This window comes from Falsihalocynthiibacter arcticus (genome assembly GCF_000812665.2).
Classification (GTDB): domain Bacteria; phylum Pseudomonadota; class Alphaproteobacteria; order Rhodobacterales; family Rhodobacteraceae; genus Falsihalocynthiibacter; species Falsihalocynthiibacter arcticus.
In genome coordinates this window covers 1,974,971-1,994,609 of the sequence record NZ_CP014327.1, presented here as the reverse complement: position 1 = coordinate 1,994,609, position 19,639 = coordinate 1,974,971, and the positions used below count along the sequence as shown (strand labels likewise).

Here is a 19,639-nt window from a genome sequence, read left to right as displayed (position 1 = left end):
TGAGCTGCCTCGCAAAACTTGCACCGAAACAGCAGAAAAGTTCTTCGTTGGTTAGGTTATGCCACCCGACGCAGCGCCGAAGGCCATTCGATCTCATAAGCGGCAATCCCGGCGTGCAGAGCGGCCTCACGCACCGCTACTGATATGCGCTCGGCGATCAGCACGCCTTCCAGCTTGCCGAACGCAAATGCGTCTTTCTGACCGAGTGCCAGCAGATAGTCCTCGACCTGCCGCACAGCATCCATATTGGCCTCGGCCCGTTTGATCTCGATCACAAGCCAATCACCCAATTTTGGATCCTGCGCCAGCACATCAATCCGGCGGGAATTCAATCCACCGTCCACTGGGTATTCGTCCTGCACGATGACGTGACGCCTAGCGAACGGAGTTTCCGCCCAATGGTTCAAGATCGCCCGTTGAATTTCGTATTCCGTGGCAAATCCAGCATGGCTACGCTCAGTGCGACCCAGATCAAGAACCTGATGCTCAAGCTCGCGCAAAGCCGCAAGGGTTGGCAAGACATGTTCACGCGCGACAACCAGATGCCCCGCCCCTTTGTTACGCTTCTCAAAGGTGAAGGGCAGCCCAAGCTTCACGAATTGCTCGTGATATTTTCCGTTGAACACCCCATGCCCGAACTCACCACTAACCGGTCGAAACGTATCTATGGCCAAAGCCCATTGCTGATGCTCTGACGGGGAGAACGCCAGATAGACCACGCCGCGCCGGTTTGGCCAGCGCGCATTGCGGCGCGGGTGATCGGTGCGGATCATCCAGTTCAGACCCGCCACCATTGCCGCTTCCACAAGCTCGATAACGGGTGCAGACAGGCACCAATTGCGCGCGACATAAGCCTCCGTGCCTTGCTGAACGAGAAGGCCTTCCTCTATCTCCTCCAATAGAATCCCATTTGGAAGTTCAAGCTTGGTCATTCCGTGCGGTCCCCCTTGTGAATCATAAGGGATGCCGTTCGCTGCCTGACGCCGTCTGCAATGGTTTGAGCCAAGTCTTCAGGGAAATTCGTGGGCATACCCGAAACCGTTTTCTCAATGGCAAGTTCAATTCGTTCTGCGGCATCCGCCAACACTTCCTCCGCCAGCGTAACACCATACCCCGCCCCCTTTGCCACCTGCAGAAAGTGGCGCGGCACCACCTCGTTGATCCGATAGTGCCCGTCCACCGCCATGGCGAGGCGCATCCGGTTCTGGCGGATTTGACCGTCATCAACGGCTTTTTGAGCGCTCAAAACATCATAAAGCGGCGTCATACGGAAACCTCCGGGACGCAGCGCAATACTGAAATTCTTTGCGTGCCCGTCCGTCGCCCCTAAGAGCCAGAACAGCACCTGCGCGCGGAAGAAGGCGCGCTGATCGGCCTCAGGATCGTCACTGCCTGCCAGCAGGCCAATGCCTTCAGTGATCCCGGGCCCGCCATCCATTTGGTATTTTTGACTGGGCGGCACAGAGAGTGCCTGGCAGAAATCTTCCTGCGGGAGGCGGATCAACCGACCGTCCTTGGTCCAGCGTCGATCGAACCGCGTAACCACAAGACTGCGCACATCCTCAAAGTCGACGATCTCGGCCTCGGCCACATCCATGCCCATGGCGCGGCAAAAACTCATGCAAAAGAATTCGTTTTCGACGCTGTCGGACAGATCAATGCCACCTGGCAGCACACCGAGCTGGGTCTTGAAGATATGGGTAGTGGGAGTCATGCCCGATGGACGGATCCATTCACCCTCATGGCGAAGTAGCGCGGTTTTCTCCTGCGCACCTGCAATGGAAATGCGAAAGTCATCATCTTCCTTCAACCCGAGAGGAGCGCTCGCCAGATTGCGCAGCATGTCGGCAATTTGTGCTTCCGTAACAGGTTCACCTTCGAGCGCGCCCATCTCGGAAAAATCGCCCGAGACGAATTGCAACGCCCCTACGCAATCGCGCCCTATCTTCTCCAACATGTGCCAGGCATCAGTGCCGCCCGCACGAACCCGCGCCGCGACGCGCTCTCGGATCGCCTGATTGTCTGGAAGGAGGTTTTCCAGATAGGCGATGACTGGCCCGCCCTGGTGTCCCTCTTCACGCAAAGGGAGCGAAAGCGAGATGGGCATGGCATGTTCCCACGCCAACCATTCCGGATCATAGGTAAAGCTAATCGCGCCAGAGCCCGCGAGACGTAGGGCCCCCACCAACCGTCCATTCAAAAGCACCTGCATTGTGCCGCTACGCCCGTGCTTCGCCATCAGAAGATGTCCTCAATCTCAAGCGATCCGCCGCGCTCAACCAACCGAAACTCGAGCCCAAGCGCGGCCATAATGGCCAGCACCGTGGCCAGCTTGGTGCCTGCATCGCCATTCTCGAGCGATGAAATCGTCGCGACACGCAAATTAGTGCGCGCGCTGATATCGCCTTGTGTCCAGCCGCGCGTCTTGCGGGTTCGGCGGAGTGCTTCGCCGATCTGTTCGGCTGTTCGTGCTGTGAGGTCCATGATGCGGCTCCCTTTACGTTACAGCGTAAATCAAAACAAATTACGCCGCAACGTAAATTTACATATTTTACGCTATAGCGTAACTTACTGGCTGAGCTCATGCCTGCAGCCCCGCCGCACGCAACTTCTCAGGCGTCACGAGCTTTGAGGCGACCAGATCCTCAATCTGTCGATTGGTGATATGACGGCACATGGGATGACGCTCATGGATCCAGCTGGCGAGCCGGGTACGGCCGTTGACTTCGGCCTCTCGCGCCTTCTCGCGATCGGCTTGTATCTGGGCAAGCCCCTTCTCCCATCGACGCATCTTGAACCAGTTGTCCGAGAAACAGACCTTGCTCCGCGTGTAGCCCTCGCTCTCCTTCGCGTAGGCTTTGACCGCCTGCAGCAGGTCGTCGGGCTTCACACCGGCCTTCACGGCCGCTGCAATCAGACGCAGACTGGTCCGCTGGTCTCGGATCCTGTCCTCGGGATAGACTGCGAGGATTTTCTCAGATTCAAGATATTCAACCTCCTCCGCCACCTCGCGCCTGCGCGTAGGTGGTTTATGGATGGTTTTAGGATGGTTTGGGGTCCACCGTGAACCCCGTACCCCGGTCACTGTGGACCCCGTACCGGGTTCAGGCTGGACGGGGTTCACAGTGACCCCCGTCAAAACATCGGGTTCTGCAGTGGTTTCCATCGAGGCCACGCGTTCGAGAGCAATCCGGTAAATGACGGTGTAGCCGTTCTTACAATGCCGCCTCCCGGTCTCGATCAAAATGCCTTCCTGCAGGAAGTCGATGATCGTGCGCTTCACTGTGCTTTCGCTAAGCTCTGTGTGGCGCTGGATCGTTCCTTTGGAGCACCAGACCCCCGAGCCGTCATCGCTGGCCTTATCAGCCAGGAACATGATGATCTGTTTGCGCGCGGCGCTACCAAATCGACGCTCTGCGCATTCATTTGCAACACGCCAACTCATAATCTCACCGCCAATTGGCTTGAGGTCAGGTCGAAATTCGCATAATAACGAGGGGAGAAAAATTCTTCTATGCCGTTGAGGTGGGTGGCCGCCCCCTCAGCGGTTTTTCTTTGCCTTTTGACCTGCGAAAAACCGTTTACCTCGGCCTCGTAACCCATTGAAAAGTGACCGTGAACGAAACAAGTCCGTTTACAATTTTTCCCTATTAAATCAGAGAAACTTTCCGGATTGCAAATCCGTGTACAGGAGTTCGATTCTCCTACTCGCCTCCATTTAAAATCAATAACTTAACGAAATTGCGTGCTCTGCGCTTTCGAACGTCTAAACAAATGTCTAAACATTCTGTTTTTGTTCTGTTCGCTTTTTTGCGCTTCTTGCGCTCTATTTTTCTGCCGAACTTGCTTTGTATAGTGGCTCACCATAGCCGGACTTTGCCCCGTAACGGCGGCAATTAGGTCATCTGCACATCCCGCCTCTAGAAGCTCACAGGCGGCGTTGTAGCGCCAGCAATGAATGTCGAAGTCGAGAGCGCCTATTTTCTCCCGCACGTTCCGTACTGCTTGTGAAGCACCGCGGTACGACCAGCGGTTTGTCCCGCGTTCGTTTGTAAGGATGAAAACCGAATGTCGACTTGCTACGTCGAGGGCCGCTTGAAGCTTTGGAAGGATTGGCACCCAAAGTTCTTTAGATGTTTTGTTCTGCCGTACAAAAACAGCACCATCCTGAATGTCCGACCAGCGCATTTCAAGGACGTCACCAATCCTTTGCCCAGTACTGAGGCAAAGCTCCATGACCAAGCGCTCTCTTGTCCCTTGAGCGCAAGCCTGCCGATAAGCGGCAAGCAATTCCAGCGGCCAAGGTGAAAGCTCGTGCTTTTCAGTTTTAAGCTCTGGAACGCCTCTGGCGGGGTTCGTTTCTCGCCACCCTAAATCAACGCAGTGTTCCATGAGGAACACGTAACACCCGTAGAGAATAGTTGGCGAAATAGGCCTTTTCCGCATTAGAATCGCGAAGGCGAATAACGTCCTTGCGCTTCAAATTTGTCGGGCTAGCCTCGCCCATGATGGACCCGAAGAAGTCGAGGTATTTATCATAGTCGAGAGAGGTACGTGGCTTGAGGTTTTTGTATCGGGGTGATTTACGGTAATCACTTATAAGAGCCGAAAAACTGCGCGGGATCACACGCGGCGAGGCCTGTTTCCCCCCAAGTATGTCCGCATATTCTTTCCAGAATTCCGGCGTTCCGAATTGTTTTTCGAACTTCTTGGAGGGGCACCCCCGACGCTGAAAGTACAAGCCGTTCTTTTGCAGATAGACATGTTTTGGGAGTTCACGTTTTGCCATGGCGCATATCAATCCTTTCAAATTCATCGTTTTCGATTTTTCTGTCGAGAACGATTTCAATTTTGCGCCCTCGATCATGACACGGCTTACTGATTTACCTGCATTCTCAAATGCGTTCAGCAACCCGATTGCCTTTTGTTCAATGTTTGTCGCCATCTTATCCCTAGACCAAATTTATTATTAGTGCCACCAAGTCGAAGCACACTTCTTTAGAGGGGTAACAGTCCCTATCCATGCCTCGCGCCTTGTATCAATATTACGCATCCTAAGGGTTGAATGAGGCCGTATGTCCCATGCAAATTCTATTGGCTGTGTCTATTTGTGAGATTCTCGTGAAACAACTGATATGAAAGCTTTTGCCTGAACGGTGTCACTAATTACATATATGACACTGTAACAATTCGTTACCTGAACGCGTTCAGGGCTGCCTGTTTACTTCGCTTTTTTGCGCTGTTTGCCCCAAACCATTTAGGAGCTCCAACAAGTGGTGTCACTAAATAAATATATTATACAGCGGCTACAGCACAACCCGAACGTTGCGATGTGAGATGATGCGGAAGTTATCAGTTACTTGATCTCGAAAGTTGCGCCACTTTTTTGGGACGACCTCTCGCATAAAGTTCAAGATTGGGTTGGCGAAGTGTTTTTGCGTTGGATAGTGCCGATTATGGGTGACGTGGCTGTGCATGACGGCCCAGAGCCTCTCAATGGGATTGAGATGAGGGCAATAGGGCGGTAGTTGGATCAGGTGAATGCGACAGTTTTTGCGCGACAGGAACGCTCTGACATTGGGGCCTTTGTGGTATGGGGCATTGTCCCAAATGACGTGAATGATACGTTTGTCAGGGTTTCTGGCCTCAATTTTGGCGAGAAGCTGAACGGAGCTGACCCCATCGACGGTGGTTGGTTCAACGAAGGGCGCGTCAAAGGTTTCCAGGTTCAGAGCGCCGTGAATGTTCACGCGCCCAGATGTCGTTTGGATGGCGGGATTTGACCCTTTGCGAGCCCAACCATGGCTGGGTTTGCTTTGATATTCCGGATGAACTGCATCCGAGAAGTAGACGGCCTCGTCGGCAGGCAAGTTATTCAGTAGGTTCGTATGAAATGCGATGAATGCGGCCTGCTTTTCAACGTCAGCCACACGGGGCAACGCCTTTGGTTTGCGATACTCGAACCCCAGACGGGCCAGAAGCTTGATGCAGCCAGAATGAGAATAGTGGATGTTGAATTTTGCACCCATATAGGCTCTGATCTGCGCCGTTGAACGGCAGAACCGTTCCTCAAGCCATTCGCTCAAATCCGCCTCATGAGCAATCGTCATCCGTGACTGCCCGCCTTTCCACCCATCGTAGGCGACGGCCTCCCAGTCCTCAGCCAAATATTGCTTGTGCCAGCTGCGCACCGTGTCGTCGTCCAGAAACAGAACCTTTGCGATTTGGGCACATGACATCCCATCATTCAGCAGCGAAAGCGCATTCGCCCGCCGCGCAACCCCGTAATCCTCACGCTGGCGCTTCACGCAGGATAAAAGCTCAAGGCGGTCTGCAGTGGTAAGAAAATTAGGGCGGATCATAAAGACACCTGAAACTCATTCGCTCAGTCCACCAATGCAAAAGTCGGGTGTTCAAAAACGCCGAGTATAAGAGATAATCACTGCTTCAGTTTTCCCGTAAATACAGTGGCGTTGCCCTGATCGCCGTCGACAGGACAGAGGAGAACGCCGCTTGGAACCACCGAGCCTTCGGAACAGCGCGCATCCAACTCAGCGGTTTATGGCTGGCTGAGTTGGACCGGTATCCACCATGCGCCATCGATGCTGCTTCCGAGTTCGAAGGCGGCAGCTTCTGGCAGGGGCGGTTCGTGCTTTCAGGCCCACTGGGAACCTTTGGCACGCCGCGCTTCCGCCGAATACTCTGTGCTGCCGTCTCTACGCAAGAGTTACTCTGCCAGTACGATCTCGCTGATGCGCCAGCTCTTGTCGAAGAAGGGCTCGAGCGGGCTGTAGAGCCGTAGGGCCACGAACCAGCCCTTGTCCGGCACCGTCTGGATCCAGTTCCCCCTGCCGACGCCGTCCGGCTGGATCGGCGAGAACCAAATCGTGGTTGAGCCATCCGAATCGGCTTCCGCCGCGGGCGAGGGGTAACTCTGGCTTCCTGCACGCTCTGGCGGCGCTGGCTTTGATACTGCCGACCAAATCCATAGGGTTCGCTTCAATAACGCCAGTTAGCATTTCTTGGCGCAACACGCGCCGCGCGGCTCCTACAATCCGACCTCTCGCCGTTGCCGCGCGGGATGCGGTCGCGTCATAGAGACGGTTGGCCCCTGCCCTATCTATCTCTGTGATCGGCATATCGCCTAGAACCTCACAGGCGATCACCAGATCAGCGCGTTCTGTCTGCGCAGAGCGCGGCCGTGGAACCCTGTCGCCTTGGTGACGCAACTTGCCGCACTCAAATTGGTAGAGGTAGCTGGCTACGGCCTCATTAAAGGTGCGTTTCTTCGTCGTGCGCTCCAGCTAGGCCTCGCCAATGGTGTCTATCCCTTGGGAGAAGTCGTTACGCAACTTACGCCCTACGTCACGGGCCTTGCTCAGCAGCATAAGCTTACCGTCGCCTAAATCGACCGTGCGGCGTGTGTTCGTGCCACGGATACGGCTTAAAAATGACCAGCGGCGTTTCCCGCTGGCGTATGCTCTCAGCCTCAGGCCGGTCACGTCATGGTCTTTGTTAATACCCCCAACCGGTTCGCAAACGGCACAGCAAAGCGCAACATTGCCGAACCAAATCACCGCACGAGTTCCGGGTGCTGGCGCGCGCGACTTTGTTGACTGGATGCAGAACGAGGGCAATGTCACGCTCGCACCCTCTGCCATCTGGGCCGCTTTTGCCGCCGCCGCGCTGCGAAGCGCGCTCCAAGCGGGCGATGATGAACTGGTTATTTCGCTATTGGACCTCCAAGCAGAAGGGCGTCGTCTGACAAATCCTGACCGGGCGCGCTTGTCGTTTTTGCCTGAGAGTGACCCCGACGCCCGCGCCAATTTGGCCCTGCGGGATTTAAGCGCCAGCCCGATTTCCAGTCTGCGCCTCGCGGGTTGGGACGCGCCTTCCCTCAGCATCGCCACCGAGGGAGATACCTATCTGATCTGCCTTGATTTCACGCCCGATCAGCTCTCCGACGCGCAGGCCATCCAGCTTATTTCTGAATTCGCTGATCGCCTGACCGACCCTTTGCGCCACTTACTTTGATATTCTGGAGACCCTAATGAAACATACTGACCTCTACATTGACGGCCAATGGCGTACTGGTGCATCCGGCACCCGTTTTGACGTGATGAACCCCGCAACCGAAGAGGTGCTTGCTTCTGTAGCCTCTGCGGAAATCGCCGACGCCGATGCCGCCCTTGATGCCGCCGAGGCCGCGATGGCGCTTTGGGCGGCCCAAACCCCACGCCAGCGCTCCGAAATCTTGCGCAAAGCATGGGAGCTGATGACGGCCCGTTTACCCGAATTCGCCCACCTGATTACGTTGGAAAACGGTAAAGCTCGCGCCGATGCGATGGGCGAGGCAACCTATGCCGCCGAGTTTTTCCGCTGGTTCTCCGAGGAAGCCGTGCGCGCCGACGGAATGATAACGCATGCCCCAGCCTCTGGCGCACGGATCATCGTGCAACACAAACCTGCGGGCATCGCGGTGCTTGTCACCCCGTGGAATTACCCCGCCGCAATGGGCACCCGCAAGATCGCTCCCGCTTTGGCTGCAGGCTGTGCCGTGATCATTAAACTAGCCTCCGAAACGCCGCTGACCATGCTGGCGCTGATGCCGCTTTTGGAGGAAGCTGGCGTGCCCAAAGGCTTGGTCAATGTCCTCCCTTCGCGCAAATCCGGCGCATTGGTGGATCACATGCTGCATGACCCTCGCGTACGAGTTGTCAGCTTTACCGGCTCGACGGGCGTGGGTCGAAAGCTGCTCCATTCCGCAGCCGACCAAGTGTTGAAGCCAGCAATGGAACTGGGGGCAACGCACCGCTGATCGTCTTTGAAGACGCCGATCTTGACGTCGCCGTCGAGGGGGCAATGTTGGCAAAAATGCGCAATTTGGGCGAGGCCTGCACAGCCGCCAACCGCCTCTATGTGCACACTGATGTGGCCGAAGCCTTTACCACGAAATTCACCGCAGCAATGGCGGCCTTAACGATGGGCGACGGGACCGATCCAAGCGTGGACGTTGGGCCACTGGTGAATGCCGATACGCGCGATAAGGTTGCCGCATTTGTTGCAGATGCCGTTGCCAAGGGGGCCAAAATTGAACTGGGCGGCACCGCGCCAAGTGGCAAGGGGTTCTTTTACCCGCCAACCGTTTTGTCCAACGTCGCAGAAACCTCTGATTGCGTGCACGACGAGATTTTCGGCCCCGTTGCCGCCCTGCAAGCCTTCACCGACCAAGAAGACGTCATCCGACGCGCCAACGACACGGAATATGGCCTCGTGGCTTACGTCTTTTCCGAAAATATGAAGCGTGCTCTGCAGGTCTGTGAGCGTCTGGAATACGGTATGGTTGGTTTGAACCGTGGGTTTGGTCTCCGATCCCGCAGCGCCCTTTGGGGGAGTCAAACAGTCAGGCTTAGGACGCGAAGGGGGCCATGAAGGCATGCTTGAATTTATGGAAACACAGTATATTTCGGCCAGCTGGTAGGCGGAGCAGTGTGTCGGATAAAATTGTCGACCGACGTCGGCGCAATTAGGTCTAGATCGCGGCATTTGTTAAGTAGATGTATTTGGTACGGTTACCGCCGCATCCTAGCCACCAAAAGCGTCCTCTTTTAGTCAGAACTAATAGGTGCCCGTTTAGAGAACACGTTTAAACAAAGTGACCATAGATTGGCCTGCTTCCCGTCTCCGCAGCCTTCTTTTGTTCTTTTTTAATCGTTTGCATAAAGCGTTCCAATGCACGTTCACTACCAGATTGTTTTGTCTTAGTCATTTGGGTGCTGTCAGACGCATTCGAACTCGTCTCGGCAAGGACTGTGATTTACCACGCCAAGCGGGCGTTATTCTCTAAGAGCGGCGGTGACGTAGCTTTCTAAAACCTCAGCCTCGTAATCAACGGCGCGCCAAAGATAGGGCCGCACGCCGATTACCCATACAAAAAGATCATTCAGGTGCCACTGCCAATTGGAAAAAGCACTTAGTTGTGGTCCGTGCCGTCGGCGGATTTCTGAAGCAAACAATGGGCCGAACTGGTTCCGCCAAAAACGCTCAGGTCAGTTTCCTCTGACTCCGCCGTTTTCCCCTATGCGGCGCCGGGAATTTGCACTTGGCGTCCGCCCTCTTGAAAATGGTCAAAGCTTTGTGCCCACGTCGTACCCGGCCAACGAATTTGCATTTCACCCAATCGAGGTCGATAGACCGCCGTGTAGATTGTGCCAAAACCTGCATCAAATGCGGTAGAATAAAGGGGGGGTCGCAAAAAAGCGCCGACGAATTTTTCTTCGGGGTCCCGGTGCAAGGTGAGACGTTGCAGCAAGTAACGTTCCCTCTCAACCGTCGCCGTAAACCGCGCATGGCTGACCCATTCAACATTCTGCTGATGGTTCGTCGCAACGGCGGCATGTGTGATTATTGCAGGCCGATCAGGGGCCATCATGGCCGTCAAATAGTGGCGTTTGGCATCCAATACCGTAACATTATAACTCATATGGGTCGGAACGCGGGACAACACCGCTCCAGCCTCCTCCGCCGTGGTGCAGGTTTGCAGGACATAGCGCAGGATCAAGGGGACGCCGAAGCCGTTGCCAACCACACGGCGACCGCCAAATGTCAACGAAATGGCAAGACCGGCATCGTTCATCCCGTCAACCAGCCCCCACAACCCGTCTGACGTACCGATCACCTGCCGCCCCTGCCAACCTGTACGCAGAATCAGGCTATCAAAAGCGTTTGGGTCATAGTCGTAGTTACGCACCAGAACAGGCTCTTCTCCTGGCCAGATCGCCTGACTGCATCCCGACAAATACGGAGGGGGACAGTAGAAACTTAGAAAGCGTGCTGCCTGATCGCCACCGCCTGCCAGATCACACAAATCTTCGTAGAGCGGTATAAGCTCTGGCATGTATTCCTTCAGGGCACGCCGACTTTCCAAATAAGTCGCCCGCGCAGAGTCGCCTTCCTTTAGCCACCAGCGTTTATAGCTGGGCCAATATTCGGCGAAAAGCCCGGCCCATTTAGGGCCGGGCAAATCTTCACTAATAGCACGCCAAATCATGGCTGTTCCTTACATGATCTTGAATGCGGGCTCCGCCAACACAGGTCCAGCACTCGCAACTGGGAGCGGCGTTCCCTCAACGGATTTCTTAATGCCGTGAATCCACTTTTTCGCGCGCTCATTCAACTGAAAGCTTTTCGTCATTGAGCGTCCGCGAGTCACGAGGATACCAATGTCCGCCCCTTCATAGCGATAATCGCCCGGTTGTAAAATCCGTAAGAAGAACGCTTCGTTTTCGCTTTCAACAGCCCGTCTGTGATAGTCGAACCGATCATAAACGACGCTCCCATCTTCCAGCATTTTGTAAATGCCGGTTTCTGGGCTTGCCGTGCAGATATCAACGCTATCATCCGTGTGCTTAATCACCATCTGAGACCAGCTATCAATCATGTTGGGATTGGCCCAACGGTCATTGAGTTCCGATGTGTCCAGATCGAATTTCTTTTTGGAGAACTCGAGTAAGTGGAAAAGGAACAAGGGCGCGTCGGCGTGGGCAAACGCCGCATGGTTGGTCATCGAGGACGCCCCCGTGATGCGCGGGTTCAATTCTCCCAGCCAGATATCGCCCGTCTTTTTGTCGATCAAGAAATCAAGCTCGAAGTAGCCGCGATAGCCTTCTTTGCGCAACTGTTCGCCGAATTTGAACGTCAACTCGCGCGCTTTCTGGCGGACTTTTGGTGGGAACGCTGTGGACAGGATTTCGTTGCCACACCAACCGCCACGATACGGTGTCAATTCTCCAAAGCCGACAAGTTCCGTCATCAACGGGCCAACAATCGTCCCTTCCTTGGTCGCGCAGGCCTCGATCGCCGATCCACGGCAATCAATCCGCTTCATGATTTTGATTTCACCTTCACCGATGATTTCGTGTTCGTGACGGCGGAAATCGGCCTCGGTCTTGATAAAGAACGTGGTGTGGCCGCTGTCGCCAAAGGCCGATTGCAGCACCAGATCGTGCCCGATCCCGCCTTTTTCACAAACCTCCCGTAACTGATCGTAGCTGGTGACCTCGGACAGGATATTCGGAACGGACGGAACCCCCGCCTTGTTGCCAATGCGGACGGTTTCGATCTTGTTGTCCATCGCCGTGCGCAGTTTTGCCTTGGGGAACCAGACGTCCGCGCCCAACTCTTTTGACAACCGCTCGGTTTCCTCGTCGAACATCAGGAACACAAACTTGGGTTTGCCACCGCGCCGCTTAATAAAGTCGATGACCTCTTTGTGCTGGAGCAGATAGTTGTTGATATCCTCAATGGATTGGAATTCCGCGTGTGGCTGCTCAGAAGGGCAAAACACATTGGGATGCTTGCCGCCATAACAGTCGATATAGCAGATATACTTGAAGTTTTTCACCCATTCGTCGAGGCCGAGCAGATTGAAATTCGTCGCCGAAATAAAGTAGATTGGGTCTTCGTTACGGTGAAAGAAGCGTCGAATTTCTGAGATATTCTTAAGCACAGTAGGCATAGTGTCGTCCCTTCATTAATTCGGTTATTTCTTGATTTTTTTGGCTTGGGGCAAGGCAGCCAAGGCCTCGGGTGTGAAGACGCGCAGACCGAGATCGGCGCGATACCCGTGTATTTCATTGACATCGAGCGCCAGCATAAACGCGAGGATTTCCTTGCTGATGACCTGCCCCGGCACAAGGATTGGAAACCCTGGGGGATAGGGAATGATGAAACTGGCGGAGACAACCTCTTTCCCTGCCTGAAGTGCATCATTCAGGGAGCCCTCCAGTTCCAGATAGTCACAATTTTTTTCATCGTAGCTGAGGTAATATGCCGTACGAATATCCCCCTCTGGCGTCACATTGTCAGGACGGAAAGAATCGTGGAACCGGCTGAAATCGGGCAATGGGGGATAGTTTTCCGTCAGATTTTTAACGCGACGATCAAACGATAAGCGTTCCATTTTCGATGCATCATCTAGCAAATCATCAAGTTCGTTGGCAATCTCAACCAGCACTTCGATCAGATAGGCAACAGAAGACCGCGTTGTGCCGATATTGGTCATGAACAACACGGTATTGCGGGAAGTTTTGTTGATTTGGATGCCATATTTATCCATCAGAACATCGTTTTTGAACGTGTCCCCATCCCACCCTGTGCCGCCAACGGCCAAGGTCACGCGGGTGGCATCCAGAACAAAATCGTCCTGCTGCCAGCAGTCCCACATGTCGGTCCAGCCTTGCTCATTGTCAAAATAGCTGACCACTCCACTCTGGCGATGGTGCTCGGGGATCATGTCGCCCGCCGTCAGAACCTTGAAGTATTTTTGCAAACGCGGATGCGTGCTGATCGCGCGCCGCATAGACATAGCGGCCTCGATCTGGCGTTGCACAAATTCAAAGCCTTCCAACTCAACCTGACGACGTCCCACATCAAGCGAAGCGATGATCTGGTAGTTGGGTGAGGTGGAAGTGTGGGTCATATAGGCTTCGTGGAAGCTCTGCTCGACCTCGCCCTTAAAGTCCTGATCGCTCACGTGGATCATGGAACCCTGTCGCAGCGACGTCAGTGTTTTATGGGTCGACTGGGTGGCATAAACACGGATCCGCGCAGTGGGCGGCGCAATGAGTCGTGCGTCCAACAGCTCCTCATCTGTGGCATCGCCAAGGACCTTTTGCTGAGCCTCATAGGCTTCCCTATGTTCGTCCGTCTTTAGGCGCTTGCGCAGATTATTCGCTGTGCGCATGCCCGTACGTTGGCGGTATGTCGGGCTGAATCTCGCGAAAGCAAACCATGCTTCATCCCAAAGGAAGACAAGATCTGGCTTGATCGCCAGACATTCCTCCATGACCCGCTCAACATTATAGACCAGTCCGTCAAAGGTACAGTTGGTCAGCAAAAGCATGCGAACGCGATCAAGTTTGCCGGCGGCTTTTAGCGCTAGCAATTGATGTTTGATTTCACGCAGCGGCACAGCACCATACATGGAATATTCGTTCAGAGGGTAGCTATCGAGATAGACCACTTCAGCCCCTGCAAGGACCATGCCGTAATGGTGCGATTTATGGCAATCCCGATCGACCAGAACGATGTCACCCGGGCGCACCAGCGCTTGCACGACAATTTTGTTACAGGTTGAGGTTCCGTTTGTGGCAAAAAACGTCTGTTTTGAGCCAAACGCGCGGCTTGCCAGTTCTTGCGCTTCTTTGATGGGGCCGTGAGGTTCGAGCAAGCTATCAAGCCCGCCAGATGTCGCAGAGGTTTCGGCCAAGAAAATGTTGGGGCCATAGAACGCCCCCATATCCTGAATCCAGTGGCTGCGCGTAATCGATTTCCCCCGACTGATCGGCATCGCATGGAACACGCCTGTCGGTTGTTTGGAGTAGTTCACAAGGGCCGTAAAGAACGGTGTTTTGTTGCGTGCTTCAACACCCCGAAGGATATTCAGGTGCAACTCCATAAAGTCTTCTTGGTTATAGAAAACCCGCCGACAAATGCCCAACTCAAGCCCTGCGATATCTTCAACCGACCGGTCGGTGACCAGATAGGCATCCAATTCTGGCCGCACCCGTTCAATGAGACGGCACAGTTCTGGGCCATAGTTTTCCGGCAGCATCGCGTCAATTGCGTCGCTTCCCCCTGCTCGGCTCAGGAAACTATGGAGAATTTCATTGTCGAGCTTTGACTTTAAAACAAGGCCGGGACGCACAACGATGGCCTGAATGTTATGATTAAACAGGACCGCAATGAGGGCGTCTTCTAAACTAGGAACAACAACAGCTTCATAGGTGAATGGGTCTTCTGGACGACGCATGCGCGTGACATTGTTTTTCAGCCACCGCTCCTGTTGGTCGCTGACATTATCAACGATCAAAACCTCAAAATAGGGTTTGGTCATGGCGCGCACTTCGGGTGACAGAAGAGACTCGTCGTCGTACTCTTCCTTGTCGATACTGTCGCGTTCCAAGGGAATGGAGCGACGTCGATAAGCGCCCGTTGTCAGAGCCCGCGTCACACGGTGAACTGCAAAGGCCAATTCTTCATAGCTATTGTGTTCGAACAAACGACGAAGATGAATAAAGGCCGCCATGCCTGGAAAGGCCCAGTATGGCTCGATCAATGCGAGGGACTCGAATAATTCCTGTGTTTTCGCGGTGTCTTTGGCCGAGATTTTGTTCGGCATATTTCTGGCGAAGGACCCTGTTATCTCCCTGAGCGCACTCCAGTTATCTGTGCGCAGTTGCGTCGCCGAATAATAGTCGCTGACGGAATTCATCGATCGTTCTCCCAGTTATAATTCGATGTGCGAAGAAGGGTCCGCCGGCCTCCCGCCGACGGACCTCGCAGATCAGCCGATTATTTTTTTGTCAGTAATGGCCGGTTCGACATATTCTGGTGTGGGCATAGCCAACTCCGGTTCCACGTCGAGAATTGCGGGCTCATCCACATACAAGCCCGAACGGGAGCCTTGGAGTGGCACTTCCAGCGGCCCAAGCGCTTTCAAAAAGTTATCGGTTCCGCTGGTCCGGTCATAGACCGAGAAATCCACCGAACGATCCCGAAAACTTTTCAGCACTTGACCCAGGCCTTTGAAGCCGGTTTCGCGCTGGCGCCGCACCATCGACATATCCACCTCGATCGGGAACATATCTTCTTGGCCGCCGGATTGGTGCAGCACCTGAGACGTAGGATCAACAACGCAGGATTTACCGATACCACCCGCGCCCAAACCATTCACATCAATGACATAGCACTGGAATTGAGCTGCGGTCGCCCGCGCGATCGACAGTTCAGCGTCCCTGTCTGTTGTGCCCGTCAACACCGGATGCAACAGCACCTCAACGCCTTGGCTGGTCAGTTGCCGCGTCGTTTCCGGAAACCACATGTCGTAACAGATCGACAAACCAAACCGGCCCACATCAGGCACGTCGAAAACGCAAAATTCCGTTCCGGGCGTGACGCCTGCCTCGTAGGGTAAAAACGGGAACATTTTGGCATAGCGCCGTACGACAATCCCATTGGGGTCAATCACTAGCGAAGTGTTATAAACCCCACTGTTTTCGGGGTGAGTTAGGAACATCGACCCCGGGATCAACCATATTTTGTACCGACGGGCCGCCTCACAGAACCGATCAATAACAGCGTTTTCTTGCGGAAGTTTAAACTTTTCCAGCGGGCCAAAAGGCGCAAGTTCACTGAAAAGAACCATTTGTGTCCATGGAAAACGGATCATCAACAAATCCAGACGATGCATCATAGCATCGACATTGGAGTGAAGGGCATTCACGTGCATTTGAATGCCAGCAATAGCGAAAGGGGTCATAGGGATAGTACTCCTTGCAGATAGAGCAGCCCAGGATGAGCTATTAAAGCCTCTGCGATTGGCATGTATTTAAGCTCTTACTACCAAGACTGAAATTGGTGATCTGCGCACAACTCTGTCAGCATTTGACCCAATTAGGAATTCCCGCACGCTATCTGGCTTGTGCGACGCCATAACGACCAGATCGCACTGCGTTTCCTCGATCGCCTCCAACACTTTATGGTGGATATTGCCAAAAGCGAGATGCTGTTTGACCGACACGCCCTGAGGGACATTCGCCTTCACAAGCCCGTCCAGCGCTGCACTTGCCGCAGCGATCGCCTTGGATTCAAAGTCGGAGGGAAAGAAGCTTTCAACCATCGGCGTGCCCAAATCCGGAACCACCGACATGACATGCAAAGTGCCTTTTGAAGCCGTCACCAGTTCCAGCGCTTGAGGCAGTGCCTTTTCCCAAGACGCCTTGGTATTCAGATCAAGTGTAAGCAATACGTTTTTGAACATGGTCTGTTTCCTTTAAGCGGTGGCTTGTTTGCGGATCGGGTGCCCAGTGCGGCGGCGTTGCAAGAAGACAACCAAGCCCAAAAGCAGTAAGGCTGGTAAGAACATCAGGTATTTAGAGGGCTGCCCCACGGGGCGCAGCACCTGTAAAACTGTCTGATCCCAGTCTAGACCTGCAGTGGCAGCCGCGCTGCCATACGTCACATCGTCAATCATAAGCGTGTCGCCTTCGTTGCGGAACACAAGTCCCGCATTTTCCAACCGTTCTTCACCCGTTGCCCCGTCTTGAATGGTCAACACGGCAACAAATTCGATCGGATCCCCAAGGTCGTTCACACCAGCAACACGCAGGCGCAAATCATCACCGATCGGCGTGTTCATGGCTGCAGTAGCAATCTCGGACGGTTGCTCGTCAACATAGGGGGAGCGACCATGTCCATCCAGAACCCGGGGCGAAACAGCGTGAACGCGATGAGCAACAAGGCGGCAGTTTCATAGAAGCGGTTCTTGGCCAAGAACCAACCCTGTGTCGCGGCCGCAAACAGCAGCATCGCAAAGGTTGCCACGATAAAGACAAAGACACCTTGGCTCCACGTCACATCAATCAGCAGCAGTTCCGTGTTGAAGATGAACAGGAAGGGCAAAGCGGCCGTCCGCAGGCTATAGAAGAACGCGATCACACCCGTCTTGATCGGATCACCACCAGAAACGGCGGCGGCGGCAAAGCTGGCAAGCCCCACCGGCGGCGTCACATCGGCCATGATGCCAAAGTAGAACACAAAAAGGTGGACCGCGATTAGAGGCACAATCAGCCCGTTTTGCTGGCCCAGCGTTACGATGACAGGGGCCAACAAAGCCGATACCACGATATAGTTGGCGGTTGTTGGCAGACCCATACCAAGGATGAGCGACAGGATGGCCGTGAGGAACAAGATCGCAAGGATATTGCCGCCCGAAAGCACCTCAACCACATCCGCCAAGGCCGATCCAACGCCCGTCTGGCTAACAGCGCCCACAATGATACCCGCCGTCGCCGTAGCGATACCGATGCCGATCATGTTGCGCGCGCCGGTTTCCAGACCGTCGATGAGGTCGAAAAATCCTTCTTTCACTGCGGCTCCAAGACCACTTTGTTTGCGCATCATCGCCGTGAGTGGCCGCTGGGTTAAAAGGATGAATACCATGTAAGTTGTTGCCCAAAACGCCGACAAACCAGGTGAGAGGCGATCAACCATAAGCGCCCAAACCAGCACCACAACCGGCAGGATAAAGTGCAGGCCGGACCGGATCGTCGGACCCGGCAACGGCAAGGCTGTGACGGGTGCGTTTGGATCATCCAATTCCAGCGGCTCTTCCTTGGAGGAGACATAGAGCAAACCAACATAGATCGATGTAATGAATGCAAAGATGATATAGGCCGCCGTTTCAGGGAAGGCAGGACGTATCCACCCCATGCCGTAATAAACCGCAAAGGAAATGGCGCAGATCACGGCAATGGTAAAAGCAATACCAATCAGGCGTTGCACGATGGGTTTTGGCGTATAGGCCCGTGGCAGGCCTTCCATGCCCGCTTTGAGCGCCTCAAGATGCACAATATAAACAAGGGCAATGTAGGAAATAACCGCCGGAAGAAAGGCGTGTTTGACCACATCAAAATACGGGATACCGACGTATTCCACCATCAAGAAGGCCGCTGCACCCATAACGGGCGGCATAATCTGACCGTTCACCGAGGACGCAACTTCAACCGCGCCCGCTTTTTCCGAGGAAAAACCAACCTTCTTCATCAGCGGAATGGTGAATGTGCCCGTGGTGACAACGTTGGCAATCGAAGACCCTGAGATCAAACCCGTCATCGCAGACGAGACAACCGCTGCTTTTGCAGGGCCGCCCTTCATATGCCCCATCAAGCTAAAGGCGACTTGAATGAAATAGTTCCCCGCGCCAGCACGATCCAAAAGCGATCCAAACAAAACGAACAAGAACACAAAACTCGTCGAAACGCCCAGCGCGATCCCGAACACGCCCTCGGTGGTTATCCACTGGTGGTTCACGATCTCTGACAGGCTGTTGCCTTTATGAGCGATAATGCTGGGCATATTTGGCCCAAGCACAGTGTAGACAAGGAAAACCGTGGCCACGATCATCAGCGCAGGCCCCAAGGCGCGACGGGTCGCCTCTAAGAGCAGCATGAGACCAATCACAGCAACCACGAAGTCTTGCATGATTGGCGCGCCAACGCGGCTGGAAATATCACGGTAATAGACGAACAGATAGAGTGCTGCGAGCGCCCCAATAACGGCCATCGCCCATTCCCAAACCGGTACGCGGTCTTTGGGGGACCCTAGGATAACTGCGGCCACAATGGCCAATGCGATGATGGGTATCCACCACGTCGCTGTGCCGTCTTTGGCCCCTGTCATAAACAGGAACGCGAGAAAAAGGGGAACGGTGATCCCAAGTCCGACTTGGAATTTCGTCCTCGCCGAAGGAAAGGCTGCGTAGGCGAGGAAAAGGGCAAAGGCCAAATGGATTGACCGGCTTTCAGTATCGTTGAAGACACCCCAGCCAACAATAAAAGGAATAGGCGAAGCGATCCAAAGCTGAAACAGCGACCAAGATAGCGCCACACATGTTAAGAAAGTCCCAACAGAACCAGTCGAACCGCGACCACCCGTGTCCGAAGATGCGACCAGCGCATCCAGTTCGGCTTGGTTAAGTCCGCCGCGGCTTTCGGCTTCGGCCTCGACGCGCGCATTTTTCTGCTGGTTTGGGTCATTCGTCATGTCGGTCCCCCGTCACCTGCACACGTCAGGTAAA

General features: G+C 54.3%; 15 protein-coding genes and 3 pseudogenes. 2 read left to right on the top strand and 16 right to left on the bottom strand.

Going from position 1 to position 19,639, the window contains the following annotated elements:
- Positions 1 to 56: 56 nt before the first annotated feature.
- The 9 genes from RC74_RS09920 to RC74_RS23740 all read right to left on the bottom strand — a co-directional run bounded on the left by RC74_RS09920 (position 57) and on the right by RC74_RS23740 (position 7,661).
- A complete protein-coding gene (locus RC74_RS09920) occupies positions 57 to 932 on the bottom strand; it encodes an endonuclease NucS domain-containing protein (protein ID WP_039004576.1) in 876 nt (291 codons plus the stop codon).
- Positions 929 to 2,239, bottom strand: a complete 1,311-nt coding sequence (locus tag RC74_RS09915) for a type II toxin-antitoxin system HipA family toxin (protein ID WP_039004575.1) — start codon at positions 2,237 to 2,239, stop codon at positions 929 to 931. The genes RC74_RS09920 and RC74_RS09915 overlap by 4 nt, the downstream gene beginning before the upstream one ends.
- A complete protein-coding gene (locus RC74_RS09910; RefSeq protein WP_039004574.1) occupies positions 2,239 to 2,484 on the bottom strand; it encodes a helix-turn-helix domain-containing protein in 246 nt (81 codons plus the stop codon). Before RC74_RS09910 ends, RC74_RS09915 begins: the two co-directional genes overlap by 1 nt.
- Positions 2,485 to 2,581: 97 nt before the next feature.
- Positions 2,582 to 3,445: a hypothetical protein gene (locus RC74_RS09905; protein WP_039004573.1), complete on the bottom strand. Its 864-nt coding sequence runs from the start codon at positions 3,443 to 3,445 to the stop codon at positions 2,582 to 2,584.
- Between the two features lie 287 nt (positions 3,446 to 3,732).
- Positions 3,733 to 4,392, bottom strand: a complete 660-nt coding sequence (locus RC74_RS09900; RefSeq protein WP_062628195.1) for a tyrosine-type recombinase/integrase — start codon at positions 4,390 to 4,392, stop codon at positions 3,733 to 3,735.
- A complete protein-coding gene (locus RC74_RS09895) occupies positions 4,376 to 4,945 on the bottom strand; it encodes a hypothetical protein (protein WP_039004572.1) in 570 nt (189 codons plus the stop codon). Before RC74_RS09895 ends, RC74_RS09900 begins: the two co-directional genes overlap by 17 nt.
- A 361-nt stretch (positions 4,946 to 5,306) precedes the next feature.
- Positions 5,307 to 6,362, bottom strand: coding sequence for an IS630 family transposase (locus RC74_RS09890; protein WP_062628194.1), 1,056 nt, complete (start codon positions 6,360 to 6,362; stop codon positions 5,307 to 5,309).
- A 354-nt stretch (positions 6,363 to 6,716) separates the two neighbouring features.
- Positions 6,717 to 7,229: a hypothetical protein gene (locus RC74_RS23860; protein ID WP_470295039.1), complete on the bottom strand. Its 513-nt coding sequence runs from the start codon at positions 7,227 to 7,229 to the stop codon at positions 6,717 to 6,719.
- Positions 7,230 to 7,304: 75 nt separating this feature from the next.
- Positions 7,305 to 7,661, bottom strand: coding sequence for an Arm DNA-binding domain-containing protein (locus tag RC74_RS23740; RefSeq protein WP_417935179.1), 357 nt, complete (start codon positions 7,659 to 7,661; stop codon positions 7,305 to 7,307).
- Here RC74_RS23740 and RC74_RS09875 point away from each other — a divergent pair.
- Both RC74_RS09875 and RC74_RS23535 read left to right on the top strand, forming a co-directional pair.
- Entirely contained in the window at positions 7,561 to 8,034 is a 474-nt protein-coding gene (locus RC74_RS09875) for a hypothetical protein (RefSeq protein ID WP_039001566.1), read from the top strand. The two genes, RC74_RS23740 and RC74_RS09875, sit on opposite strands and share 101 nt — an antisense overlap.
- Positions 8,035 to 8,050: 16 nt before the next feature.
- Positions 8,051 to 9,481: pseudogene (locus tag RC74_RS23535) on the top strand (NAD-dependent succinate-semialdehyde dehydrogenase).
- Between the two features lie 373 nt (positions 9,482 to 9,854).
- Here RC74_RS23535 and RC74_RS22960 read toward each other — a convergent pair.
- The 7 genes and pseudogenes from RC74_RS22960 to RC74_RS09840 all read right to left on the bottom strand — a co-directional run.
- Positions 9,855 to 10,043: pseudogene (locus RC74_RS22960) on the bottom strand (DDE-type integrase/transposase/recombinase); the annotation flags it as partial.
- A gap of 35 nt (positions 10,044 to 10,078) precedes the next feature.
- On the bottom strand, positions 10,079 to 11,050 hold the full coding sequence (locus tag RC74_RS09865) for a C45 family autoproteolytic acyltransferase/hydolase (protein ID WP_039001565.1): 972 nt from the start codon (positions 11,048 to 11,050) through the stop codon (positions 10,079 to 10,081).
- A gap of 9 nt (positions 11,051 to 11,059) precedes the next feature.
- Positions 11,060 to 12,517 (bottom strand): biotin carboxylase, encoded by a 1,458-nt coding sequence (locus tag RC74_RS09860; RefSeq protein ID WP_039001564.1) that lies wholly within the window; start codon positions 12,515 to 12,517, stop codon positions 11,060 to 11,062.
- Between the two features lie 24 nt (positions 12,518 to 12,541).
- The gene (locus RC74_RS09855) at positions 12,542 to 15,274 is read right to left on the bottom strand and encodes an aminotransferase class I/II-fold pyridoxal phosphate-dependent enzyme (protein ID WP_039001563.1); all 2,733 of its coding nucleotides are present in this window, start codon (positions 15,272 to 15,274) and stop codon (positions 12,542 to 12,544) included.
- 72 nt (positions 15,275 to 15,346) lie between these two features.
- The gene (locus RC74_RS09850) at positions 15,347 to 16,321 is read right to left on the bottom strand and encodes a carbon-nitrogen hydrolase family protein (protein WP_082802238.1); all 975 of its coding nucleotides are present in this window, start codon (positions 16,319 to 16,321) and stop codon (positions 15,347 to 15,349) included.
- 69 nt (positions 16,322 to 16,390) lie between these two features.
- On the bottom strand, positions 16,391 to 16,822 hold the full coding sequence (locus RC74_RS09845) for a universal stress protein (RefSeq protein ID WP_039001562.1): 432 nt from the start codon (positions 16,820 to 16,822) through the stop codon (positions 16,391 to 16,393).
- A 12-nt stretch (positions 16,823 to 16,834) separates the two neighbouring features.
- Positions 16,835 to 19,605: pseudogene (locus tag RC74_RS09840) on the bottom strand (TRAP transporter permease).
- Positions 19,606 to 19,639: the final 34 nt, after the last annotated feature.